Origin of the sequence: Photorhabdus laumondii subsp. laumondii (assembly GCF_003343245.1) — a bacterium.
Classification (GTDB): Bacteria; Pseudomonadota; Gammaproteobacteria; order Enterobacterales; family Enterobacteriaceae; genus Photorhabdus; species Photorhabdus laumondii.
The window spans coordinates 4,755,878-4,778,420 of sequence record NZ_CP024901.1 but is presented as its reverse complement, the minus strand read 5'-3'; the positions used below and the strand labels follow the sequence as shown (position 1 = coordinate 4,778,420).

The following is a 22,543-nucleotide window of genomic DNA, read 5'->3' as shown; positions in this document are numbered from 1 at the left end:
GCACTTGCCGACGTCTATGTTTATATGGTGAATGGTTCCTTTGATGTCGGCAATTTTTGTATATCACCTCAATAACTATTTACTTCAATAACTATTTACTTCAATAACTATTTACTTCAATAACTATTTACTTCAATAACTATTTACTTCAATAACTATTTACTTCAATAACTATTTACTTCAATAACTACGTTCCTTATAAGCAGACATATATTCTCTTGGTGATCGACCGGTCATTTTCTTGAAAAAGATTGCAAAAGCACTATCACTGGCAAATTCTAATTCGCTAGCGACAGATGACAAATTACCCTGTTTTGCTAGTAATTCTATAGACTTGATTAAACGCCACTGTTGTCGCCATTGTTGATAGCTAAGTCCTGTTTCTCGGCGAAATATCCGACTGATGGTTTTTTCGCTGGCTCCGATATTCATTGCCAGTATTTTGAGTGTTGGTGGCAGTGTGGTCATAGGAATACGGGCCAAACGGCGGTCAAAAGGGAGTGGTAATAATGTCGGTTCTCTTTTTGCCAGATGGATTTCGTCAAAACAAACAGCCAATAGGTTAGCAGCAGATCCTTGTAACCAATCTGTATTAAAGGGAGCCAGCGCTATTCTCTCTAATACTTCGCGTAACAGAGGTGTAACTTCCAATACCTCAACGTGTTCTGCTAAATATCCGATCCGATTTACATCTAAATAAATCGAACGATACCCGACGGAGCCTTTTATTTCTGCTCTATGAATAATACGCGGTGGAATCCAGGCAACCCGAGTTGGTGGAAGTATGCATAAGTGATCTGCCAGGGTGATATTGATGCACCCTTGCTGGGTAAATAATAATTGTCCCATTTCATGTTGATGAAATCCTGAGTCATGCTGGCCTAGTTCAGCCGCAATCCCTACTACCGGTACTCCAAAGCTATCAGGATCAAAACTATCATCACGAGAAAGCCATGTCATATTTATGTCCTATTTAATAAATAAATTGTCTTTATTATTGTAATGCGACAATTGAGAGCATGCTAATTTACGTTTTATGGTCTAATTGATTAAGAAAAATACAATGCAACGTAAACTTGGACTTACGCTGGCAACAGCGCTAATGATGTTTCCACAAATTGTAGAAACCATCTATAGCCCGGCATTAACCAATATCGCAAAGGAATTTAAAGTGAGTGCTGAGCAAGCCGCTCAAACTTTATCTTTATATTTTTTCGCTTTTGCTATCGGTGTAGTCGTTTGGGGGCGTATGTGCGATCTCATAGGAAGACGGCCAACGATATTGAGTGGATTATTACTCTATAGCGGTGCTTCATTAATGGCATTGTTCAGCGTCCAATTTGAATTATTACTGGCCGCCAGAATGTTATCTGCATTCGGTGCCGCAGTAGGCTCGGTAGGAACTCAAACAATAATGAGAGATTCTTATCAAGGAAGTGAATTAGCTCGTGTGTTTTCTATCATGGGCGTAGCTTTAGCAGTAAGTCCGGCAGTTGGCATGGTAAGTGGTTCTATTTTGGTGTACTTCTGGGGATATAAAGGTGTCTTTTCCGGCTTATCTTTACTTGCGGTATTACTATCAGGTTGGTCTGCTATTTGTCTGCCTGAAACCCGCCCAGTGTCAATGGTAACAATATCGTTAATAGATACTTTGATTATCATGCTTAAGGATGTAGCAATTTGGTGCAATGCGCTGTTAATAGCGTTCTTTAATCTATGTTTGTTTAGCTATTATCAATTGGCCCCATTCGATTTTGAACGGTTGGGACTTTCCTCTGAGATGTTTGGTTATACCGGATTGCTTTTGGCGCTGGGAGCCGGTATTGGTGCCTTTTTAAATAGATTCTTGTTGAACAAAAGGTGGCATTCATCGAACTTAATGTTGCTTGCTTCTATTATCACCCTGATAGGAGGGGGGATGATAATGGTTCTGGAAGATACCTGGTTGTTTATCTTGCCTATGGTTTTGATTGTTGTGTCTTACGGAATTGCAGTCCCTAATATCTTGGCTTCTGCATTGATTAATTATACGGATAGATTGGGAACAGCAGGAGCGCTATTAGGCTTGCTTTATTATTTGATGTTAGGCATAGGTCTTGCGCTAGCGGGTTGGAGCCAACATCTTGGTGTTGTCTTGATGTGCTGTGGTTGTTTTATTTTATTGTTAGTTATAATCAATTTTTTCATGTTAATAAGGACTGAAAATAATATATCAGTTACGGAATAAGCTGACGTTGGACGGATTCTGGATTGTAAGTAGTCAGCCATCAGAGAAGAATATTGGTAAATTACGGTTAAAAGAGTATTTAAAATAAAATTTTATGTCTGAAAAGGACACTAACATACTCTAACCAAAATGGAATTATAGGGTAAGGCAATAAGTAACGAAACCGTTCTATACCCTATGGATTTCAAGATGCATCGCGGCGGCAAGGGAGCGAATCCCCGGGAGCATAGATAACGATGTGACCGGGGTGAGAGAGTGCAGCCAACAAAGAGGCAACTTGAAGGATAACGGGTATATATCGCTGTGAGATAGGCAAGAAAGAGGCTTGATGCAGATTTTAGGATTGCCAGGCAACCTAATAATCTGCATTTTGTTGCGTAAGGCCCCCAAAATTCGGCATTACTTTTCTTGGTTTGGCAAAAAAGGCACTTTACCAAGAGGTACAGCGCCTTTTTTAATGAACTAACTTTAGTGATTAGTTCATGCCATATTTTTTCAATTTCTTACGCAGTGTGCCACGGTTGATGCCCATCATCAGGGCAGCACGTGTTTGGTTGCCACGGGTGTATTGCATCACCATGTCCAACAATGGCTGTTCCACTTCAGCCAATACCAGCTCATACAGATCATTAACATCTTGACCGTTTAATTGAGCAAAATAGTTCTTCAGTGCTTGTTTAACTGAATCACGTAAAGGTTTTTGGGTTACCTGATCTTGTGAATTTACAGTAGCAACGGTTAGTACGTCAGAATTTACGCGTTGTTCGAACATAGTTCTGTCAGCTCTTTTCTTTATATTACGCAAAATTTTCGAAATATGCCCCCAACACCTCCAGCTGTTCGCTGGCATCCTCTATGGTGTTGAATGTGCGCCGGAACTGGTCATCAGGAGCATGCTCCCGGAGATACCAGGATACATGCTTACGTGCGATACGGGCTCCTTTGCTTGGACCATAAAAGTCGTGCAATTCCTGTATATGCTCGTTCATTAAATGCTGCACTTCGCCAATCGGCATCGGTGACAGCAGTTCTCCTGTTGCCAGATAGTGCTGGATTTCCCGGAAGATCCAGGGTCTTCCCTGAGCAGCGCGGCCTATCATCAGGGCATCAGCCCCGGTGTATTCAAGCACTGCTCTGGCTTTAAGCGGGTCAGTAATGTCGCCATTGGCAATAACCGGGATGGCAACAGTCTGCTTAACTGTCCGAATATTGTCGTACTCTGCCTCTCCGTTAAACAAACAGGAACGAGTCCTGCCGTGGATCGCCAGAGCTTGGATACCACAATGCTCGGCCAATTGGGCAATCTTTACACAGTTTCGTTCTTCTGGCGACCATCCAGTGCGAATTTTTAGCGTAACAGGAACATCTACTGCGTTTACAACGGCAGAAAGGATCTTTTCGACCAATTCTGGGTAACGTAGTAAAGCCGAACCTGCTAGCTTACGATTCACTTTCTTGGCTGGACACCCCATGTTGATATCAATGATCTGAGCACCATTAGCGACGTTGATCTTCGCTGCCGCTGCCATTTCATCGGGATCACTTCCAGCAATTTGCACGGAACGAATTCCCGGTTCGTCACTGTGAACCATACGTAGCCGGGATTTGTCTGTCTTCCAGACCTGAGGGTTGGAAGAAAGCATTTCCGATACTGTCATACCTGCACCCATTTTGTAACATAGTGACCGAAACGGGCGGTCAGTTATGCCAGCCATTGGGGCCGCAATAAGACAGTTTTTCAGCTGGTATTGTCCGATACGCATAGACGAAGAAAGAGTGGCCATACTGTGACTGCAAGGGCGCGTATATTACGCATTTTTCGCAAAATATGAAAGGCCAAACTTTGAGCAAATCGTCATTTGTTACAACTTTTTTCCAACTTTTCTGCTGGGGTAAATATAATTATTCATAAATAACATGGTGTTATATGTTATTGGTAAAGTTTATCACTTAGGATTTTTCTATCAGTAAGTTTGCTGATAGCACGGATTACCATCAATAAGTGATTGAAGTTTACACTTTCGATTATAACAAAATAAAATAATTTCAATTTGTTGCTATTTTTACCCCAGATATCCGACACCATTCTTCCCGTTCCGCAACAGGATCGATTACGAATTTATCAGTATAAGCCTGAATAACACTTTCTGCTTGGTTCGTTAAAATACCCGACAAACCTAACAGGCCACCCGGTTTTGGTAATGCACCAATCACAGGGGCAAGTTCACGCAGAGGGCCTGCCAAAATATTAGCAATTACTACATCAGATTCAAGATCGGTTGGTGTATTTTTCGCCAAATATAACGTTAAATGCTCCAGAACGCCATTACGCTCTGCGTTGTCTCGGCTGGCCTGAATAGCTTGTGGGTCGATATCTATGCCAATAGCGTGCGTTGCACCGAGTTTTAGCGCCGCAATTGCCAGTATGCCGGAGCCGCAACCAAAATCGATAACCGTTTTACCTTCCAGATTGAGACTGTCTAGCCATTGCAGACATAACGATGTGGTTGGATGAGTACCTGTACCAAAAGCCAGCCCAGGGTCCAGCATAACGTTGACAGCATCTGGATCAGGGACGTCGCGCCAGCTTGGACAGATCCACAAGCGGTTGCCAAAGCGCATTGGATGGAAGTTATCCATCCATTCACGTTCCCAGTCTTTGTCTTCCAACTGCTCAATTTTATGAATAAATCTTTCACCCAACTCAGGAACTTGTTCGAGCTGGCTGATAACTGCTTTCATATCTGTTTCAGCATCATAAAGCCCGATGACATCTGTGTCTCCCCATAAACGAGTCTCGCCTGGTAAGGGTTCGAATACGGGATTATCGTGGCTGTCTTGAAAGGTGACTGATACTGCTCCATTTTCCATTAGAGCATCTCCAAGGGATTCAGCGAGCTGTCCTGTAGTATTTAATCGAAGTTGTATCCAGGGCATAAAAAATTCTCCTTAATTGAAAATAGATTAAAAGTGACCAACTTAGTGTGGTCTGACGGCTTTTGGCGGTAATCGCTGGCCGATGGCATTGCCCATCCAGAAAGCCAATAGGCTAAGTAGCAATGATGGCACGATCGGATGGAAGCCCAATAGATGGATATTGAAACTAGCAAGCAGAGTGTAGCTTGTTGCCCCTGTAATCATCGAACTGATAGCGCCATAGGCATTGGCCTTTTCCCAATACAAGCCCAGAACTAATGGCCAGAGGAATACGGCCTGTAAGCCACCGAAAGCCAGAAGATTCAGCCAGATAATCATTTCGGGGGGGTGCCAGGCGGCTAAAAGTAGCAATAAACCAAGAATCAGGGTAGAAAAACTGGAAATCCGGGCTAATTTTTTTTCCTGCACGATTTGTTGTGGAAACAAGTTTAGATAGAGATCTTTGACGATGGTTGCAGAAGATTGCAGCAGTTGTGCATTAATTGTGGACATAATGGCAGCCATCGGTGCGGCTAGAAAAATTCCAGCAGCGAATGGTGGCAATACGGTGATCATCAATGTTGGAATCACCTGATCGGGAATGGTCAGATCAGGAATAATCGCTCGACCAAGTGCTCCTGCTAAATGCATACCAAACATGAGGATCGTCATGACGATGGTTCCGATGATGATCCCACGGTGAACAGCTTTGCTATCGCGGTAGGAGATGCAACGAACGGCGGTATGAGGTAACCCAATTACGCCGAAACAGACCAGTACCCAAAACGATGCCATGAAAGGCCCGTTGAGGATATGGTCTGCACCTTGTGCGGAAACCAGCTCCGGATTAATTGTTCGTAATGTGGTGACCGCTTCTGACAGACCTCCCGCCTTATAGATAATCGCTACCAGCAGTAGAACAGTGCCTAACAACATGACCAGTCCTTGTAGGGCATCATTGAGGACACTCGCTCTAAAGCCTCCAAATGCGGTATAGAGAGCGATAGAGATACCGAAAATCATTAATCCAGTACCATAAGGGATACCCGCAGCAGTTTCCAGCAGGCGTGCACCGCCAATAAACTGAACGGTCATCGCGCCAACAAAAGCGACTAAAAGGCTTAGGCTGGCAAACCAAACCAGAAAACGACTGCCATAACGGGCATACAACATGTCATTAAGAGTAACGGCATTATAGCGACGAGCGAGAATGGCAAATTTTTTACCTAACACACCCAGGGAAAGCCATATTGCCGGCAACTGAATCAGCGACAGTAATACCCATCCCAGACCATATTTATAGGCTGCTCCTGGCCCGCCGATGAATGAGCTGGCACTGATATAGGTGGCAGTAATGGTCATTGCCAATACAAAGCCGCCCATTGAACGGTTGCCAAGGAAATATTCGGTCAGGAAGGGGCCTTTCTGGTGGCGTTGATAAGCGTAAACTGACAGGAGAAATACCAGTGCAAGATAGCCAAGCAGAGGTAAGATAACTTCACTTTGCATTCTCATCCTCCAGCGGGACTTCTTTGAAAATAAACTTCACCATTAACCAGCAGAGGATGATGAATACAACTGGTAGTAACAAACATGCCATTTCAAACCAGCGAGGTAAGCCGGTGACACCGGGAGCATTGCTGGGTAAATAGGCTGTCAATAGCCAGCCAATAAGGTAAGCAAGCGTTAGGAACACAGCCCAAAGTGCTTCTTTATGGGATTGAACAAATCGTCTGTCCATTCGTTCTTCCGGTAATTAAATAAATTAGGATGGGAAGGGAAGGATTGTACGGCAAGATGCGAATTCATTCAGGAAATATTTAAGCCGCAGAGTCAACGTCTTCAAAGGTATTGACGTTAACTACGGTATAATCGCGACCGTTAATTTGACTGATGACAACAGGCGCTGCTCCGTACTGACGAATGATGTCCAGACAGCATTGTGCTTGGTACAAAAAGGGCAAGTACATGTTCGTGCTGGAATTTCAAAATGATTTTTTTAGTATTATATGTTGTGTTTTGTGTTTTTTTTATTCATTTTTGAACTTAAATTCTATGTTTTTTTGTTTGCTAAAAGTGATGTTGGTGTTACTATTTTTTTAATTAATATTTACATGAATTTATTTTTGTAAAAGTTAATTATTAAAGAAGTTGTGTAAAAGTATCTCAATACTTGGAGGGGGTATTTATAGAGTAAAAAATTATTAATCTAAAGCATGGGTGGGATTTTGTCTTTATGTTGTTATAAAGAGTTCTTAATTCTTGCAGCACAAGATAATATGCAAAGTAATTTGTTGTTCTTACATGCAAGGTATTGGTTTTTTCATTAAATAAGTGATTGTGTGCATTTAATGTAAATTTAACTGGTACATGACTTTTATTTTATACGGAATTTATTCAGGGATAATATTTATTATATTGATTGGTTATGGTCCATGAAAAATAAATCTTTATTATTTATCGTTTTAATGGCTTTTCTTTCTATGGGGGGGTTGGTTTCATCGGATATATTTCTACCCGCCTTGAGTAAGATGGGAAACTATTATCACGTTAGCGAATCTAGTATACAAAGTACAATAACTATATTTCTATTTGGTATAGCCTTTTCTCAACTTATTTATGGGCCATTAAGTGATTGTTTAGGAAGAAAAACGGTTCTTATTTCTGGGATGATTATATGGTTGATTTCAACAATCGGTATTTTTTACAGTACACATATTAGTGAGTTACTATTATTGCGTTTATTTCAGGGAATAGGCGCTTGTGCTGGTATTACATTAAGTCGTGCCATTATTAGTGATCTGATGGAGAAAGAAGAGGCAGCCAATTTGTATCTGATTATTTTCCCTTTTGTGGGAATGTCACCCGCTATCGCACCCATGATCGGCGGTATGTTAAGTGAATATTATGGCTGGAGATCCTGTTTTTTATTTCTTACTTTATTTATAACAGTCACGCTTATATTGTGCTTGCTAGTTCTGAAAGAATCACTACCAATAAATAAACGCCAAAAATTAAGTATTAAAAATGTATTGGTTAGTACTTACCAAGTGATAATAAATAAAGAATTTCTTTACTATGCAGCAATACCTTGCTTCGCTTATACGGCATATTTTTCTTATTTGATTGAATCTCCATTTATTCTTACCGCTATGGGATTACCAGAAAAATATGTTGGTTACACCTATATAATGCTCTCTTTAAGTTATGTGTTGGGTAATCTTATTGCTAAAAAATTAAGTCGTCGTCAGGGCGTGAGAAAGACAATTTCTCATGGTTATCTCATCTTTGTTGTTGGAGGTATTGCTTTCACGATACAAATGTTTTTTAGTTCCTACCCATTGATAACTTCTGTGCTAACAATATCAGTATTGACTTTCGGTAATGGTTTTTTATTGCCACTAGGTACTGCATCGGCAATTGCCACGCATTCTCAAGCGGCTGGGACAGCTTCCGGCGTAATGGGAACATTGCAATTAGGTAGTGCAGGACTGGCATCATTGTTTATTGGTTATATATCTCACCATGAACCTATTAAAGTGGCATCTATCATCACAGTTGTTTCTTTGGTCGGTAGTATTATTTATATAACGGGTAATAGAGGCGGTAAAGAAAATAAGTAAGTAAAAACAAATAATAGAAACTAAAATAGGAATGAAAAATGGTTAATAATATAGATGTCACATTACGTGATGGTGGATACCTGAATAATTTTAATTTTACAACAGAATACGCTATAAAGCATGTTGAAGCGTTGACTAAAAGTGGCGTGGAATGGTTTGAAATCGGTTATCGCAATGGTTCTTTCAACCGTCATTCCGCACCGTATTTCTGATTTAAAAATAATGTGATCTTACACAGGTTTTTTGTATTGATGACATCGGTGGGGTTGACGGTAATCGCCAATTTTGATCTATTACTTTTATTTGCCGGAAAGCGAATATGTCCACACCTATACCTGCCATTAAACGTCTCGATCATCTTGGCCTTATCGCCGCTTTTTGTCATGAAGCCGGTTTACCCCGCATGATTGATGCCATTATCCCAAAATATTCATCGCATACTGTCTCTCACGGCGACGCTTTTCTGGCGATGATCCTTAACGGGCTGGGGTTTCACAGCCGGACATTGCACATGTTTTCCGGCTTTTTTCAACATAAGCCGATTGCGCGTTTAATTGGTGCTGACATTGAAGCTGAACACCTTAATGATGATGTGCTCGGCCGTACACTGGATGCCTTATATGAAGCGGGGGTGTCGGAAGTTTATCAGGTGCTTGCTGAGCAAGTGGTTGATAAATTAGGGTTAAATCCCGATTCCGTTCATTTGGATATCACGAGTTTTCATGTCGATGGTGACTATGACAGCGCATTGGGAGATGACACAAAACGTATTGCACTGGTGCCGGGTTATAGCCGGGATCACCGGCCTGAACTGAACCAGGTTGTCCTTGAACTGATTTGCGAAAATCAGGCAGGTATCCCTGTCTATATGCAGGCTATGAGCGGGAATACGAATGATGCCAAAGCCTTTGCCCAGACGATCAAAACCCATATTCAATGCCTGAAAGCAGCACAAAACAGCCGCTACTTTGTGGCCGATGCCGCCCTTTATACTGAAGCCGCGATCGCTTCGCTTCATCAGCAAAAACAACGATTTATTACGCGTGTTCCCCTGACGATCAAGGAAGCTAAACAGTCTCTCCTGAACGTGACAGCGGAGCAATTCAGCCCCATCAGTGAGGGCTATTCAGGCTGCTGGGTGACGTCATCATATGGCGGCGTTCCTCAGCGTTGGTTACTGGTGAACAGTACGGCGGCAGAAAAACGTGAAAACCAGACTTTCCGGAAAAACACACTCAGGGAAACAGAAAACGAGTCTAAACAGTTCGACAAACTGGGCAAAAAGCCCTTTGCCTGCCGGGAGGATGCCTTACAGGCACTGCATGATTTTGAGTCTCAATGCCAGTTTATCGGCATCGCCTCGCCGGAAATTCAGGCGATTACCGCGTATGCGGGGCGCGGGAAACCCGGCAAGCATCAACCCCCCAAATCGGTTCATTATCAATTAGCCGGTCAGGCTTATACCCGGTTAGACAAGGTGAAGCAGGCCAGATTGCGGGTCGGGAGGTTTATTTTAGCGACCAATGAACGGGATGAAGGACGGCTTGATATGGCGGCGTTACTGGCTAATTATAAGGCACAACAAAAGGTGGAGCGGGGTTTTCGCTTCCTGAAAAGTCCGGAATTCCTGACGTCTGCCATTTTCCTGAAAAAACCGGAGCGGATAGAAGCGCTGTTAATGGTGATGACATGTTGTCTCATGGTTTATGCGGCGCTGGAACATAAAATTCGCCATGAATTGAAACAAAATGTGCCGTTTTTCCCCGATATGAAGAACAAACCGACACAATCCCCCACCGCGCGTTGGGTATTTCTGGCCTTTGAAGGGATCAGCACCTTTGAATTTCAAGAACATAAAATGGTGACAGGAATGCAATCTTACCACCATGAGCTTTTGAGTTTATTAGGTGCACAATATAAAGCGGTTTATTCCTGAATTAGGTGCGGAATGAAGGTTTCAAACCTATCTCTAATATTGGCCTAACAGGTATGTCTCCGGATAGTTATATCCGAGATATTCATCAATCGGTACCTGAGGCAAGATTGGTAGTCATTGCTCATCCTCACAATATCAATGCTGATGATATTTATGCAATGAAGATGAATGGCGTTAGTTTGCTTAGGTTATGTATTAAAGCTGATAACCCGCAGCCATGCTTAGGGTTGTGCGAGATTGCTCGAACTACTGGAATGGCTGTGGGTATTAATTTTACACGAGTGAGTCAGCTCTCTATCAGTAAAATTATTGAAGTTGCCAAACAGTGTGAACAAGCGGGTGCTGATATTATTTACCTGGCGGATTCAAATGGTAGTTTGCTCCCTGAACAGGTAGCGCAGATGTTTTATAGGTTAAAGTCTGCCACGCAATTGCAATTGGGATTCCATCCTCATGATAATTTGGGTCTTGCCACAGCGAACAGTATTGAAGCTATGAGAGCTGGAGTCAATTTTATTGATAGTTCTCTATCAGGGATGGGAAAAGGTGCCGGAAATCTCAATTTGGAAAGCTGGCTATCATTTCTCAATCTGAGCCAAAATAGTAAACAATATGACCTTGAACGAGTATTTAATCAACTCAATGAACTGCAATCCCATTGTTTTTTTGCCGCCTCCAGGCGCGATCTTATCGATATAATGATGGGTATGTACAATTTGAGTGTGGAGAATAAAACAGCTCTCGAAGAAGGGTTACGAAATGGTATTAATTATGCGTTTCAGGTTGTTAAATCTTTGCGAGGAGCAACGACATGATACAGCATAATAACCATGCTGGATGTTTCAGCCTTGAAGCGGTAATTCTCGCACCTGTGATGCCGTTTTGGGATCATGGCGATTTTTGCACTCCATTGCGCATATTATTACAGAAAATGGGATATCAGGTGTCTATTATTGATACATTATCCTTAATTAATTCATCTGATCCTGACTACGCTATTAATATTATTGAATCTGAACTTAATCAACGTTTTTTCCAGCCTTATTTGCTTATCGGTTTTGCGATGTCAGGTACTCTGGCGCAATTGCTTGCGTCGCGCCTGAAAAACCTCACGGGAGTAATCTCAGTGAGTGGTCCTGGGTATGCTGATTCGTTACTGACTAATAAGCTGGAACAATTAATAGCATTACTGAATAGAAATCAGCTAGATGAAGCGATTTCTGTGTTACATGACTTTGTTATTCCTGAAGGTGGGACTCCACTTCCTAAAATGCCTGCGATACCTGGTCATTTAAGAAATACTGCTCGGGAACGTATGATAGTGGGATTTTCACTGTTGCTACAACTGGATGCCAGAGCAATATTGTGCAATTACAAAGGAAAATTTCTGAGCATAGTTGGCGGACGTTCGCAATTAGCCACAGAATGTAATCAGGTGGTCAATACTAATCCTACGCACTGTTTTGTTGTCGTGGATGGAGCAGGAATGCGGCCTTGGGAAGATAAGCCGTTATTTATTAACAATGTAATTAACGATTGGCTAAAAATCTTATGAATAAAAAAATTCTTATTTTACCTGGTGATGGTATTGGTCAGGAAGTATGCGATGCCGCTCTTCCCGTTTTTCAGGCTCTAAATCTTCCTGTGACATTGGAAATTGGGGATATTGGTTGGACTTGTTGGGAAAGAGAAGGTAACCCAGTGCCTGCCAATACTTGGGAAAAAATAGCTTCAGTAGATGCGGTGTTACTCGGCGCTATTACTAGTAAAGGTAAAGAAGAAGCACAACAAGCGTTGCCACCGCATCTGCGTGTGAAAACGAGAAATTATGTGTCACCTGTTATCCAATTACGCCAGCGTTTGGGATTATATGCAAATATCCGCCCAGTACGTTATGTAGAAGGGGACCGTAAACCATTTCGCTGTTGTGTTATCAGGGAAAACAGCGAAGGACTATATGCAGGGTTCGATTTTAAAGGAATTCCCGCTACGGCAACGACTTGGTTACAGCACCCAAATATAGATAAATATGGTCCTGAAGAAGCTGCATGGACAGTCCGTCTACAAACCCGTTTTGGTTTAGAACGTTTGTTTATCACTGCATTTGAGTATGCAAAGGAAAATAACTACTCCCGTGTAACCTTTGCGGATAAACCAAATGTAATGAGGGAAAGTGGGCACTTTGCAAAAGGTATTTTCGATACCGTTGCGGCAGGTTACCCTGAAATAAAAGCGGATATCCACAATGTAGATGCAATAGCTTTATGGATGGTAAAAAAACCGCATGAATTTGGTGTCATTGTCTCTGAGAATATGTTCGGTGATATTTTGTCTGATTTGGCAGCGGGCGTAATGGGAGGTCTTGGTTTAGCGCCTAGCGCTAATATTGGTAGTGATATTGCATACTTTGAACCTGTACACGGTAGTGCGCCTGGTATGGCAGGTAAAAATAAAGCCAATCCGGCAGCGATGTTTTACACAATAGCATTACTACTGGAACATCTTGGCTTTGCTGATGCAGCACAGCAAATTAACTGTGCAGTAGATAATGTGATACGTGAAGGACGAACTGTTACTTATGATCTGGGTGGTAGCGCAACAACCCAACAAATGGCGCAGGCTATTATTAGTACTCTAAGTAAAAAATGCACTAGCTATTCTGCATCGGTTATTACTGTTGGTGATGAGCTCCTGAGTGGAAAATATCCTAATACTAATCTTCAGGATATTAGTGAATATCTCACGGAGCAGGGATATAAAGTGAAGCAACATCAGGTTTGCGCTGATGATATTAACCAGATTGCTACCGCAGTGGTTCGTAGGCTAGGGCAGGATACTCTCATTGTTGTGTGTGGCGGTCTTGGCCCGACACTGGATGATAAAACTCGTGAGGCGATAGCAAAAGTGGCAGGTAGTCCTTTGGAAATACGTGATAACGTCTGGGTGGAAATACAGAAACAATTGGAAAAACTGGGAGTATATTGTGATCACTCTAATCGATTCCAAGCCATGTTTCCGTCTGGAGCAAAGGTTATTCCCAATGTTACAGGTACAGCACCTGGCTTCAGTCTTAATGTTGATAGTAGCAAAATAGTTGTGTTGCCAGGACCTCCGTCCCAAATGCGATTAATGTTGTCGGAAGAACATTCTATCCCTCCAGTAGCTGGCATGAGAGAGCGAAACTACCATTGGACACTAATCGGCGTTAGTGAAAGTAAAGTCGGTACGATGGTGAACGCATTCTTTGATGGTGTTGAGTGTGATATTCACTATCTGTGGAAAGCGCCTTATGTAGTAGTACAAGTTATTACTCCTGCTGATGCCCCTCTTTCCGTACGGCAATTGGTTAATTTTGGTGCCATGTTTGAAAACAAATTGGTTAGTGATTGCCAGATGACTGCTATGGAAAAACTCAGTGAGCAATACCGTATTAACTGGTTCACAGATGATGATGAATTAAATACATATCTACACACAACATATGCAGTAAATAATCCTTCAAAGTCTCTTTCGGTGAATATTACTGCGTTTCCTTCTATAAGTTCATTTTTGTCTGGTGAAGAAATGCTTGGGCAGATGACCCTGACAACCATAGATGATGAAGGACGACAACATTCGGTGGATTTTCCATGTAATAAATTGCTACTGCAACAATCTATACCAGAATATGCCGCTTGGAGTGTCCTGTGCGCACGTGCATCGAAAGAGGAAATGTAATGCAAACTACACAAATTGATCAAATTAAAAAGCGTTTAATGGAGCTTGACAGCGCGGCCATATCGGATGCAATGGATAGTTTGCATATTCCTGCTGGACTGGCTGGAATTATGCCACGTAGTAATGTCGGGATTAAAATGGCTGGACCCGCTTTTACTGTACGTTATGAACCTATCATTCCGGAACAGGGCAAGTTTCTTAATGCTGGAAACTACATTGATGAAGTACCTGCTGGATATGTAATAGTGGTTGATAATCAGGGGCGTACGGATTGTACCAGTTGGGGTAATATCTTAACTTTTAAAGCTGTACAAAAAGGAATCGCAGGCTCTGTAATTTATGGGTCAGCCAGAGACTTGTCTGAGGTTCGCAGATTGGAATATCCCTTATTTACGACGGGGGTTTATATGGTATCCGGAAAGAATCGTGCCAAGGTTGCTGCAACACAATGCACTTTAGATATTGGCGGTGTAGTTATATCTCCAGGAGATTGGATTTTTGCTGATGATAATGGTGCGTTAGCCATCCCGCAGCAGTATTTGCTCACCGTTATTGAGCGTGCGGAAAATGTTGACAAAACTGAACAAGCTATTATTGAGGCTATAACTAACGGAGAAGATCTGGTTAACGCCCGCGAAAAACTGGGATATGCCGTACCTTGGAAAACTGTGCAATGAGTCAGATGTTTATAGAATACTGGGAGAGAAAACTTCGTTTTCTGGATGTACATTATCATGCTCGCCCCGATAGTTACATTCGGAGGTACAATGTGCTTGAAGCTGGAAGGGAATATGTCCGACATGGTGGTGGAGTTGTACTTAAAAACCATTTGGGGAGTGTTACTGCTTCGTCGTCACTGGCTCAGGAAGCAGGACTTCCGGTTTTTGGTTCGGTAGTATTGAATGCAACCTCTGGAGGGCTGGCAATTAACTCTGTTATCCAGTCACTGAGTCAGTACCAGTTCTGTAAAGTTCCGCGGTTGCTGGTTCATCTGCCGACTATTGTCCCTACAAGCCATAAAAGTGTAATGAAACGTACTTGGGCAAATGCTTTCGCACAAACTTTAGCACAGCAACCTTTGTCTGTTGTCGATAGCAATGGGCGGTTGCATAACGAGATCCATGAGTTAATTAGTTTTGCGCAGCAGCATAATGTTGTGTTGTCATCAGGCCATGCTTCACGTTATGAAGTTACGCAACTTATTGATGCGATTACCGCTGCTGGTGGTTGTAAGTTCATGCTGAACCAACCTGCCAGTCCTATGACAGGATTAAAAGCAAAAGATCTTAAGGCGTTGGGTAAACATGATTGGCTTTATGTGGAGCAAACGGCATTAACTGTTTATCTTGGTTATCAGACAACTGAGGATTTTTTTGAAGTGTTATCGGAGGTGAATAATGTTGTCTATAGCTCCGATCTTGGACAGCCAGTTCAGCCAGATGTTAAGCAATGGTTGAACGATAGTGAACGCTGGTTTAAAACCGCTGGCCTTGGTGAAGAACACATCCGAGATATCTGTTTACTGAATCCACTGCGGATGTTGGCTCCGGATTAGATATTAGATTCATCGACTGAGAAGACGATAATTATCCGTTGTTGGTTGAATATGGAAAGTTGCAACAAAGATCTATGAAACTAGCTGAAATTATTTGACTACAACACCACTAGAACATAATCATGCTCGCGCTTTCAAAAACGATATAGCAATATCCAAATCATTTGTGAAATTGACGGGCAATGGTTTTTATAAAGAGGAACGGTTTAATCGAATTGTAGAAAAGCCATATTATTGGCGAGTTAAAATAGTGTAAAGCCAGTTTAAATTACAGGCTCCACTTTGAGTTTTATCATGAGCAGGTTTTAAACTGTTATTTAAAGTCACTGTTTTAATTTAGGATTTTAATCAGTATAGTGTTTTGACGGTTTGTGATCACTACACTTTTACCACTTGATTTTTATTAAGTTTAATCACTATAGGATATCTTATTTTACGTTAAACCAACGTTAATCATACCCTTTATTGATGCTGTTTTACCGGCAATTCTGAGTCGTTTTAATAAATCACTACCCTTGATGTTTTTTCAGATCATCCCCCTTTTTTTCAGGGTGTTAATCCTGCCAGATTAATCGTTTTATCCATTCTTTTATTGCGTTGTTTTTATGGTTTTCTTCATAAAATAACGATGATAAAGCGCGTTAATACCCATCTGTTCGGATAATATTCTTTTGCATGCTGATTTCTTTTCGACTTTCTATTCATGGTTGATGGCTTCGATTAAATATAATTAACTCTCCTTTTGAAAAGTTGCATGTATTTAGTTAAATCCGCCTCCGCCTTTTATATAAAAGCTTTAATATCTCTGTATTTTCGCTTTTAAATGGTCATGACAGATTTGGTAATTGATGGATAACTGAGTTAATCATCTTTAATGCTTTTATACCCGTCATCTTTCAAGTTGCCTCTTTGTTGGCTGCACTCGCTCACCCCGGTCACATAGTTACCTATGCTCCCGGGGATTCACTCCCTTGCCGTCGCGATGCATCTTGAAATCCATAGGGTATATACCTGTGCTCATTGAAACTGCTTGATTTTCGCCCAAATGAAGCTCATGGTATCAGTCATGAAAATATTCATTACCGATGAACAAAAAGCCGAACTTGAACACCTCCATCACACCTGCCGTGATAAGAGAGAGTGTGATCGCATCAAAGCGGTCCTGCTGGCCTCTGAGGGCTGGAGTTCAGTGATGATCGCTCAGGCCCTGCGTCTTCATGAAACGACCGTTAATCGTCATATCAGTGATTACCTTAATCACCGCAAAATCAAGCCCGAAAATGGCGGCTCTCAGAGCCATCTCAGCGAAACACAGACTCAGGAACTTATCGCTTATCTGACCGCGAATCTTCTGCCCACCACACAGGCTGTTATCCGCCTTGTCAAAGAAGCGTGGGATATCAGTTACACTGTTCCCGGCATGAATAAATGGCTGCACCATAATGGATTTAGTTATAAAAAACCGACCGGCGTGCCACACAAGTTCAACGCGGAGCAGCAACGGGCCTTTATGGAAACCTACGGGAAACTCAAGCAGGAAGCCGGAGACCATGAGCCTATCCTGTTCATTGATGGCGTCCATCCCACGCAAGGGACGAAACTGGCTTATGGCTGGATGCGAAAAGGGCAGAAAACCGCAGTGAAAACCACGGGAAGCCGTACCCGTCTGAACCTGATGGGGGCCCTGAATCTGGCCGATATTAGCAAAACGGTAGTACGCGAGTATGACCGTATCGACAGTTATCACATCGCCGAGTTCTTCATTGCCATCCGTGAGACCTATCCGGTCAGTCAGAAGGTTCATATTATCCTTGACGGAGCTGGTTACCACCGAAGCAGGCAGGTGAAAGACTGGGCTTATGTGATGAATATTGAGCTTCATTACTTGCCGCCATACAGCCCGAATCTGAACCCGATAGAAAGGCTGTGGAAGGTGATGAATGAACAGGTCAGGAATAACCATTATTTCGCCTTGACGGCCTTATTCAGGCAGGCAATACATCGTTTTTTTACGGAAATATTACCGGAACTTGCCGGGAACCTGTCGTGCTGTATTAATGACAACTTCCAGGTTATGAATCCTGCATCTTCAAGTTAAGCGGGTATAAACGTTTTTGTTCTTTTTTCCATGTTTAATCTAAAAGCTTCTCAGCTTTTTTTAACGATTATCTTCATTTTTGGAAAACGTCTTTCAGTCATGCAAAATCTTTTGTTTGAGAAAATTTTCTTAATGCGGTTAATAGATTTAAAAGCCATTTTTCCTGATGTTTTCTCTTCTAATATCAGTATAGTACCGAGTTTTTTTACCTGCTTTAAAAAATCTTTAATCACTTTCGGTTTTACCTTTAATGACTAACGTTTTTACCGGTTTTTTCGTGATGCGCTTGCCCTTTTTCCAGATTTTAAAACCATACTGATTTTACCTCAAGGTGGGTTTTAACGTGGTGGTAAATTCCGTTTGGAGAACAGAACTTGATTAAAACAAAGTGTCGGCTAAAAAGCCGCACTTTGTCAGCAATCCGAAGGAGCGTTTAAGCGCTCCTTCAAAGGTATTGATGCTATTAAACGGGTTTTAAGTTTCCTGTAACCCCAGTTTTTTCTCCAGATAGTGGATATTAGTACCGCCATTCTGAAAGTTTTCATCATTCATTATCGCCTGTTGAAGCTCGATATTTGTCTTGATGCCATCAATGATCAATTCTGCCAATGCATTTTTCATGCGGGCAATGGCATTGTCACGATTTTCACCGTAAGTAATCAGCTTACCAATCATTGAATCATAGTAAGGGGGAACGGTGTAGCCAGCATAAATATGCGATTCCCAACGCACACCAAATCCACCCGGCGAGTGGAAGCGGGTAATTTTACCTGGGCTTGGCAGGAATGTGTTCGGATCTTCGGCATTGATACGACATTCAATAGCGTGACCACGAATAACAACATCTTTCTGCTTAATTGAAAGTGGCATACCTGCGGCAATCCGCAACTGCTCTTTAATCAGATCAACACCGGTAATCATTTCCGTAACTGGATGTTCAACCTGAATACGGGTATTCATCTCAATGAAATAGAATTCACCGTTTTCATACAGGAATTCGAAAGTACCGGCACCACGATAGCCAATTTCGATACATGCGTTAGCACAGCGTTCACCAATACTGCGACGCATTTCTGGCGTGATTCCTGGTGCAGGGGCTTCTTCGACAACTTTCTGGTGACGGCGTTGCATGGAGCAATCACGCTCAGCCAGATAAATTGCTTGACCTTGGCCGTCAGCCAATACTTGGATCTCAATATGACGTGGATTCTCAAGGAATTTTTCCATGTAAACCATATCGTTATTGAAAGCAGCTTTTGCTTCCGCACGGGTCATATTGATTGATTGTTCCAGATCTTTATCACTGCGGACGACGCGCATACCGCGACCGCCGCCGCCGCCGGATGCTTTGATGATGACAGGATAGCCAATGCGTTTAGCGAAGGCTTTGTTTTTCTCCGTGTCATCAGACAATGGGCCATCAGAGCCAGGTACACAAGGAACGCCTGCTTTTTTCATCGCATTGATAGCAGAAACTTTATCACCCATCAGGCGGATCGTTTCTGCTTTTGGGCCGATAAAAATAAAGCCAGAACGCTCAACCTGTTCAGCAAAATCTGCATTTTCAGATAGAAAACCGTAGCCAGGGTGAATAGCCACAGCACCCGTGATTTCTGCCGCAGAAATAATTGCCGGGATATTCAGGTAGCTTTTTGCAGAAGCTGCCGGGCCAATACAGATAGTTTCGTCTGCCAGCAGTACGTGTTTTAAGTCACGATCCGCGGAGGAATGTACCGCAACGGTTTTGATCCCCAACTCTTTACAAGCTCGTAGGATACGCAGGGCAATTTCACCACGGTTAGCAATTACAATTTTATCAAGCATGGGAACGCCTCGTTATTCGATGACGACTAATGGCTCGTCAAATTCAACGGGTTGACCGCTTTCCACAAGAATCTTTTTAACCACACCTGCTTTGTCGGCTTCGATCTGATTCATCATTTTCATTGCTTCAACGATGCATAGGGTGTCACCCACATTGACACGCTGGCCGATTTCGATAAATGGTTTCGCATCTGGGCTAGGTGTACGATAGAAGGTACCTACCATTGGGGAACGAACAACGTGACCGTCGATTGCAGCCGATCTGCTGCTGATCGCTTCTGGTAGAGCTTGAGAAGGCGCAACAACATTAGCCAGCGCAGGTTGTTGTGCTTGAACGGGAATATATTGTTGAGCTGCCGGAAAACTCTGGGGAGCTAATGCGCGGCTGATGCGCACTGACTCTTCCCCTTCAGAAATTTCCAGTTCAGAAATGCCAGATTCTTCAACCAGCTCGATCAGTTTTTTTATCTTACGAATATCCATGAGTGTGATTCCGTACTCTTCTGTTTCATTTAGTTGAATTTTGACAAGCGGTTTACCGCTGCCTGTAATGCAAAGCTATAGCCATCTACTCCTAAACCGCAGATTACACCAACAGCAAGATCTGAAAGGTATGAGTGATGACGAAATGGCTCGCGCGCGTGAACATTGGAGAGGTGGATCTCAATAAATGGGATCTTTACTGTCAGCAATGCATCACGCAGTGCCACGCTGGTATGCGTGAATGCAGCAGGGTTAATCAAGATAAAATCAGTATTACCCTGTGCAGAATGAATTCTATTTATCAGCTCAAATTCTGCGTTGGATTGCAGATGGCTGAATTTAACCCCTGATTGATGGGCTTCTTCAGACAATTTGCTGACGATATCATCAAGCGTTAAGCTGCCATAGATATCAGGTTCCCGGGTTCCTAACATATTCAAGTTAGGGCCGTTAAGGAGTAAAATGTGAAACTTTCCTGCCATTGTGCTGGTATCTCCGGCAATTTGTCAACAACTGCCCCAACATAATCCTATATTAACGAGTTGTCATCTTTTTATAACAGCCACAAGTTCATTTCGGCGACAAAGCGCGACATTATAATGATATCGTAGCATTTAGCAGCTAAATACTGGTCTTATCAGAAAAAATGTCAAGAATAAAACCACTGTACTTTAGAGGCTAATCACAATTCTTAACGAACTCTTACCAATGTACGTCCTGTAACCTGGTTAGCTATCAATTTATTGGCGTATTCCACGGTTTGTTCCAGCGTTATCTCTGTGGTTGCTTGCTGATAAAAAGAAGCGGGTAATAGCTTTTGCAGGCGTTGCCACACGGCGGGGCGTTTGACTGATGGAACAGTGACGGACTCTATGCCTTGCAGACGTACGTTACGTAAAATAAATGGCATCACTGTTGTTGGCAGATTTGCATTACCGGCGAGGCCACAGGCGGCAACAGTACCGTTATAGTGAGTTTGGGCCAGTATTGTTGCCAATACATTACCGCCTACAGTGTCAATGGCTCCGGCCCAAAGTTGTTTTTCCAATGGGCGAGGCGGTTGGCTAAATTCATGGCGTGGCAAAACCTTTTTTGCCCCTAGGGATAACAAATATTCATGATTTTCTTGTCTACCGCTAACGGCAACAACGGAATAGCCAAGTTGTGAGAGTAGTGCTATCGCCGTACTTCCTACACCACCACTGGCACCTGTCACAATAACATCACCACTTTCTGGCTTAACATCACCTTGTTCCAGGGCGATAACGCACAGCATTGCGGTAAAGCCAGCAGTACCAATGATCATTGCTTGTCTGCTATCCAAACCGGCAGGTAAAGGTGTCAACCATTCGCCAGAAACTCTGGCTTGTTCTGCCAGTCCACCCCAATGATTTTCTCCTACCCCCCAGCCGGTTAATAATACATGCTGACCGATATGAAAACGGGGATCTTCGGTACTGTGTACAATACCAGAGAAATCAATACCCGGTATCATTGGGAATTGGCGGACAATTTTCCCTTTACCTGTGATGGCTAATGCATCTTTATAGTTCAGGGTTGACCAGTGAATATCGACGGTAACGTCTCCTACGGGAAGATGAGAAGCATCAACTTCTTCTATGGACGTTGATAATTGATTCTGTTGTTGCTTAAGTAACAAGGCTTTCATTATCGTTCTGTTCTCTGTAATTGATTTTGTCATTAAATAAGGATAGATAAAAATGGGTAATTTACATAAGGTATATAAGAAAAAATAAAGTGTTGGTGGATTATAAAACAGAATTTATTCGCATTTTTACCTGTAGTCTCGTTGTCATATTCCAGTTTAGTTGCATATGGCGCTCTATTTCAGAAAATTCTGTTTTTTATTATTTTTTAGCAGAAAGTATTGTATTTTAGTCGCAGTTTATTACATCATTAATTTGCTCACTACACAGACTACATACTTGTAGTTAAGTGTTGGTCATCGTGAGCAGAGGCATGGGTCTGATGTGAACTTACCGGAATAACTACTGGTCAAAAAGCGGTAATTGGTAAAATTAACCCATTTTTATGCAGTTTTTTTCTGCTCCGTTTGGGAGAAGTAACGTAGAATATCACGTTGTTGATATGAATAACGTAGCCACTTTTTTATTGAAGCAGGTGCTTGTGCGCCTTGTCGCTG

At 42.3% G+C, this 22,543-nt stretch carries 20 protein-coding genes; 10 read left to right on the top strand and 10 right to left on the bottom strand.

Annotation, left to right across the window (positions count from 1 at the left end):
- Positions 1 to 180: 180 nt before the first annotated feature.
- On the bottom strand, positions 181 to 960 hold the full coding sequence (locus PluTT01m_RS21015) for an AraC family transcriptional regulator (RefSeq protein ID WP_011148212.1): 780 nt from the start codon (positions 958 to 960) through the stop codon (positions 181 to 183).
- Between the two features lie 103 nt (positions 961 to 1,063).
- On the opposite strand from PluTT01m_RS21015, the gene PluTT01m_RS21010 reads away from it, so the two are divergent.
- Positions 1,064 to 2,227, top strand: coding sequence for a multidrug effflux MFS transporter (locus tag PluTT01m_RS21010; RefSeq protein WP_011148211.1), 1,164 nt, complete (start codon positions 1,064 to 1,066; stop codon positions 2,225 to 2,227).
- Positions 2,228 to 2,702: 475 nt separating this feature from the next.
- Here PluTT01m_RS21010 and fis read toward each other — a convergent pair whose 3' ends face one another.
- The 5 genes from fis to PluTT01m_RS20985 all read right to left on the bottom strand — a co-directional run bounded on the left by fis (position 2,703) and on the right by PluTT01m_RS20985 (position 6,884).
- Complete coding sequence (gene fis, locus PluTT01m_RS21005) at positions 2,703 to 2,999, bottom strand: DNA-binding transcriptional regulator Fis (RefSeq protein WP_010847912.1); 297 nt, start codon at positions 2,997 to 2,999, stop codon at positions 2,703 to 2,705.
- Positions 3,000 to 3,024: 25 nt separating this feature from the next.
- Positions 3,025 to 3,990 (bottom strand): tRNA dihydrouridine synthase DusB, encoded by a 966-nt coding sequence (gene dusB / locus PluTT01m_RS21000; RefSeq protein WP_011148210.1) that lies wholly within the window; start codon positions 3,988 to 3,990, stop codon positions 3,025 to 3,027.
- A gap of 283 nt (positions 3,991 to 4,273) precedes the next feature.
- Positions 4,274 to 5,164 carry a 50S ribosomal protein L11 methyltransferase gene (prmA, locus tag PluTT01m_RS20995; protein WP_011148209.1) on the bottom strand — a complete coding sequence of 297 codons (891 nt, stop codon included), beginning with the start codon at positions 5,162 to 5,164 and terminating at the stop codon, positions 4,274 to 4,276.
- 42 nt (positions 5,165 to 5,206) lie between these two features.
- The gene (gene panF / locus PluTT01m_RS20990) at positions 5,207 to 6,652 is read right to left on the bottom strand and encodes a sodium/pantothenate symporter (protein WP_011148208.1); all 1,446 of its coding nucleotides are present in this window, start codon (positions 6,650 to 6,652) and stop codon (positions 5,207 to 5,209) included.
- Positions 6,642 to 6,884: a YhdT family protein gene (locus PluTT01m_RS20985; RefSeq protein WP_011148207.1), complete on the bottom strand. Its 243-nt coding sequence runs from the start codon at positions 6,882 to 6,884 to the stop codon at positions 6,642 to 6,644. Before PluTT01m_RS20985 ends, panF begins: the two co-directional genes overlap by 11 nt.
- Before the next feature lie 694 nt (positions 6,885 to 7,578).
- Between PluTT01m_RS20985 and PluTT01m_RS20980 the strand changes: the two genes are divergently transcribed.
- The 9 genes from PluTT01m_RS20980 (at position 7,579) to PluTT01m_RS20945 (ending at position 18,072) form a co-directional block, all read left to right on the top strand.
- Positions 7,579 to 8,766, top strand: a complete 1,188-nt coding sequence (locus PluTT01m_RS20980; RefSeq protein WP_011148206.1) for a multidrug effflux MFS transporter — start codon at positions 7,579 to 7,581, stop codon at positions 8,764 to 8,766.
- A gap of 38 nt (positions 8,767 to 8,804) precedes the next feature.
- Positions 8,805 to 8,978: a hypothetical protein gene (locus tag PluTT01m_RS27175; protein WP_011148205.1), complete on the top strand. Its 174-nt coding sequence runs from the start codon at positions 8,805 to 8,807 to the stop codon at positions 8,976 to 8,978.
- Between the two features lie 107 nt (positions 8,979 to 9,085).
- Complete coding sequence (locus tag PluTT01m_RS20975; RefSeq protein WP_011144714.1) at positions 9,086 to 10,702, top strand: IS1634-like element ISPlu4 family transposase; 1,617 nt, start codon at positions 9,086 to 9,088, stop codon at positions 10,700 to 10,702.
- Between the two features lie 53 nt (positions 10,703 to 10,755).
- On the top strand, positions 10,756 to 11,517 hold the full coding sequence (locus tag PluTT01m_RS20970; protein WP_125043788.1) for a hydroxymethylglutaryl-CoA lyase-like TIM-barrel protein: 762 nt from the start codon (positions 10,756 to 10,758) through the stop codon (positions 11,515 to 11,517).
- The gene (locus PluTT01m_RS20965; protein WP_011148203.1) at positions 11,514 to 12,257 is read left to right on the top strand and encodes an alpha/beta hydrolase; all 744 of its coding nucleotides are present in this window, start codon (positions 11,514 to 11,516) and stop codon (positions 12,255 to 12,257) included. Before PluTT01m_RS20970 ends, PluTT01m_RS20965 begins: the two co-directional genes overlap by 4 nt.
- Positions 12,254 to 14,419, top strand: coding sequence for an isocitrate/isopropylmalate dehydrogenase family protein (locus PluTT01m_RS20960; RefSeq protein ID WP_011148202.1), 2,166 nt, complete (start codon positions 12,254 to 12,256; stop codon positions 14,417 to 14,419). The genes PluTT01m_RS20965 and PluTT01m_RS20960 overlap by 4 nt, the downstream gene beginning before the upstream one ends.
- Complete coding sequence (locus PluTT01m_RS20955) at positions 14,419 to 15,096, top strand: RraA family protein (protein WP_011148201.1); 678 nt, start codon at positions 14,419 to 14,421, stop codon at positions 15,094 to 15,096. Before PluTT01m_RS20960 ends, PluTT01m_RS20955 begins: the two co-directional genes overlap by 1 nt.
- A complete protein-coding gene (locus tag PluTT01m_RS20950) occupies positions 15,093 to 15,974 on the top strand; it encodes a DUF6282 family protein (RefSeq protein WP_011148200.1) in 882 nt (293 codons plus the stop codon). The genes PluTT01m_RS20955 and PluTT01m_RS20950 overlap by 4 nt, the downstream gene beginning before the upstream one ends.
- A 1,066-nt stretch (positions 15,975 to 17,040) precedes the next feature.
- Positions 17,041 to 18,072, top strand: a complete 1,032-nt coding sequence (locus tag PluTT01m_RS20945; protein WP_011148199.1) for an IS630-like element ISPlu8 family transposase — start codon at positions 17,041 to 17,043, stop codon at positions 18,070 to 18,072.
- Positions 18,073 to 18,546: 474 nt separating this feature from the next.
- On the opposite strand, the gene accC is transcribed toward PluTT01m_RS20945, so the two are convergent.
- The 4 genes from accC to acuI form a co-directional block, all read right to left on the bottom strand.
- Positions 18,547 to 19,896, bottom strand: coding sequence for an acetyl-CoA carboxylase biotin carboxylase subunit (gene accC, locus PluTT01m_RS20935; protein ID WP_011148198.1), 1,350 nt, complete (start codon positions 19,894 to 19,896; stop codon positions 18,547 to 18,549).
- Between the two features lie 12 nt (positions 19,897 to 19,908).
- Positions 19,909 to 20,379, bottom strand: a complete 471-nt coding sequence (gene accB / locus PluTT01m_RS20930) for an acetyl-CoA carboxylase biotin carboxyl carrier protein (protein WP_011148197.1) — start codon at positions 20,377 to 20,379, stop codon at positions 19,909 to 19,911.
- A 29-nt stretch (positions 20,380 to 20,408) separates the two neighbouring features.
- Complete coding sequence (aroQ, locus tag PluTT01m_RS20925; RefSeq protein WP_011148196.1) at positions 20,409 to 20,861, bottom strand: type II 3-dehydroquinate dehydratase; 453 nt, start codon at positions 20,859 to 20,861, stop codon at positions 20,409 to 20,411.
- A gap of 209 nt (positions 20,862 to 21,070) precedes the next feature.
- On the bottom strand, positions 21,071 to 22,048 hold the full coding sequence (gene acuI, locus PluTT01m_RS20920) for an acrylyl-CoA reductase (NADPH) (protein ID WP_011148195.1): 978 nt from the start codon (positions 22,046 to 22,048) through the stop codon (positions 21,071 to 21,073).
- Positions 22,049 to 22,543: the final 495 nt, after the last annotated feature.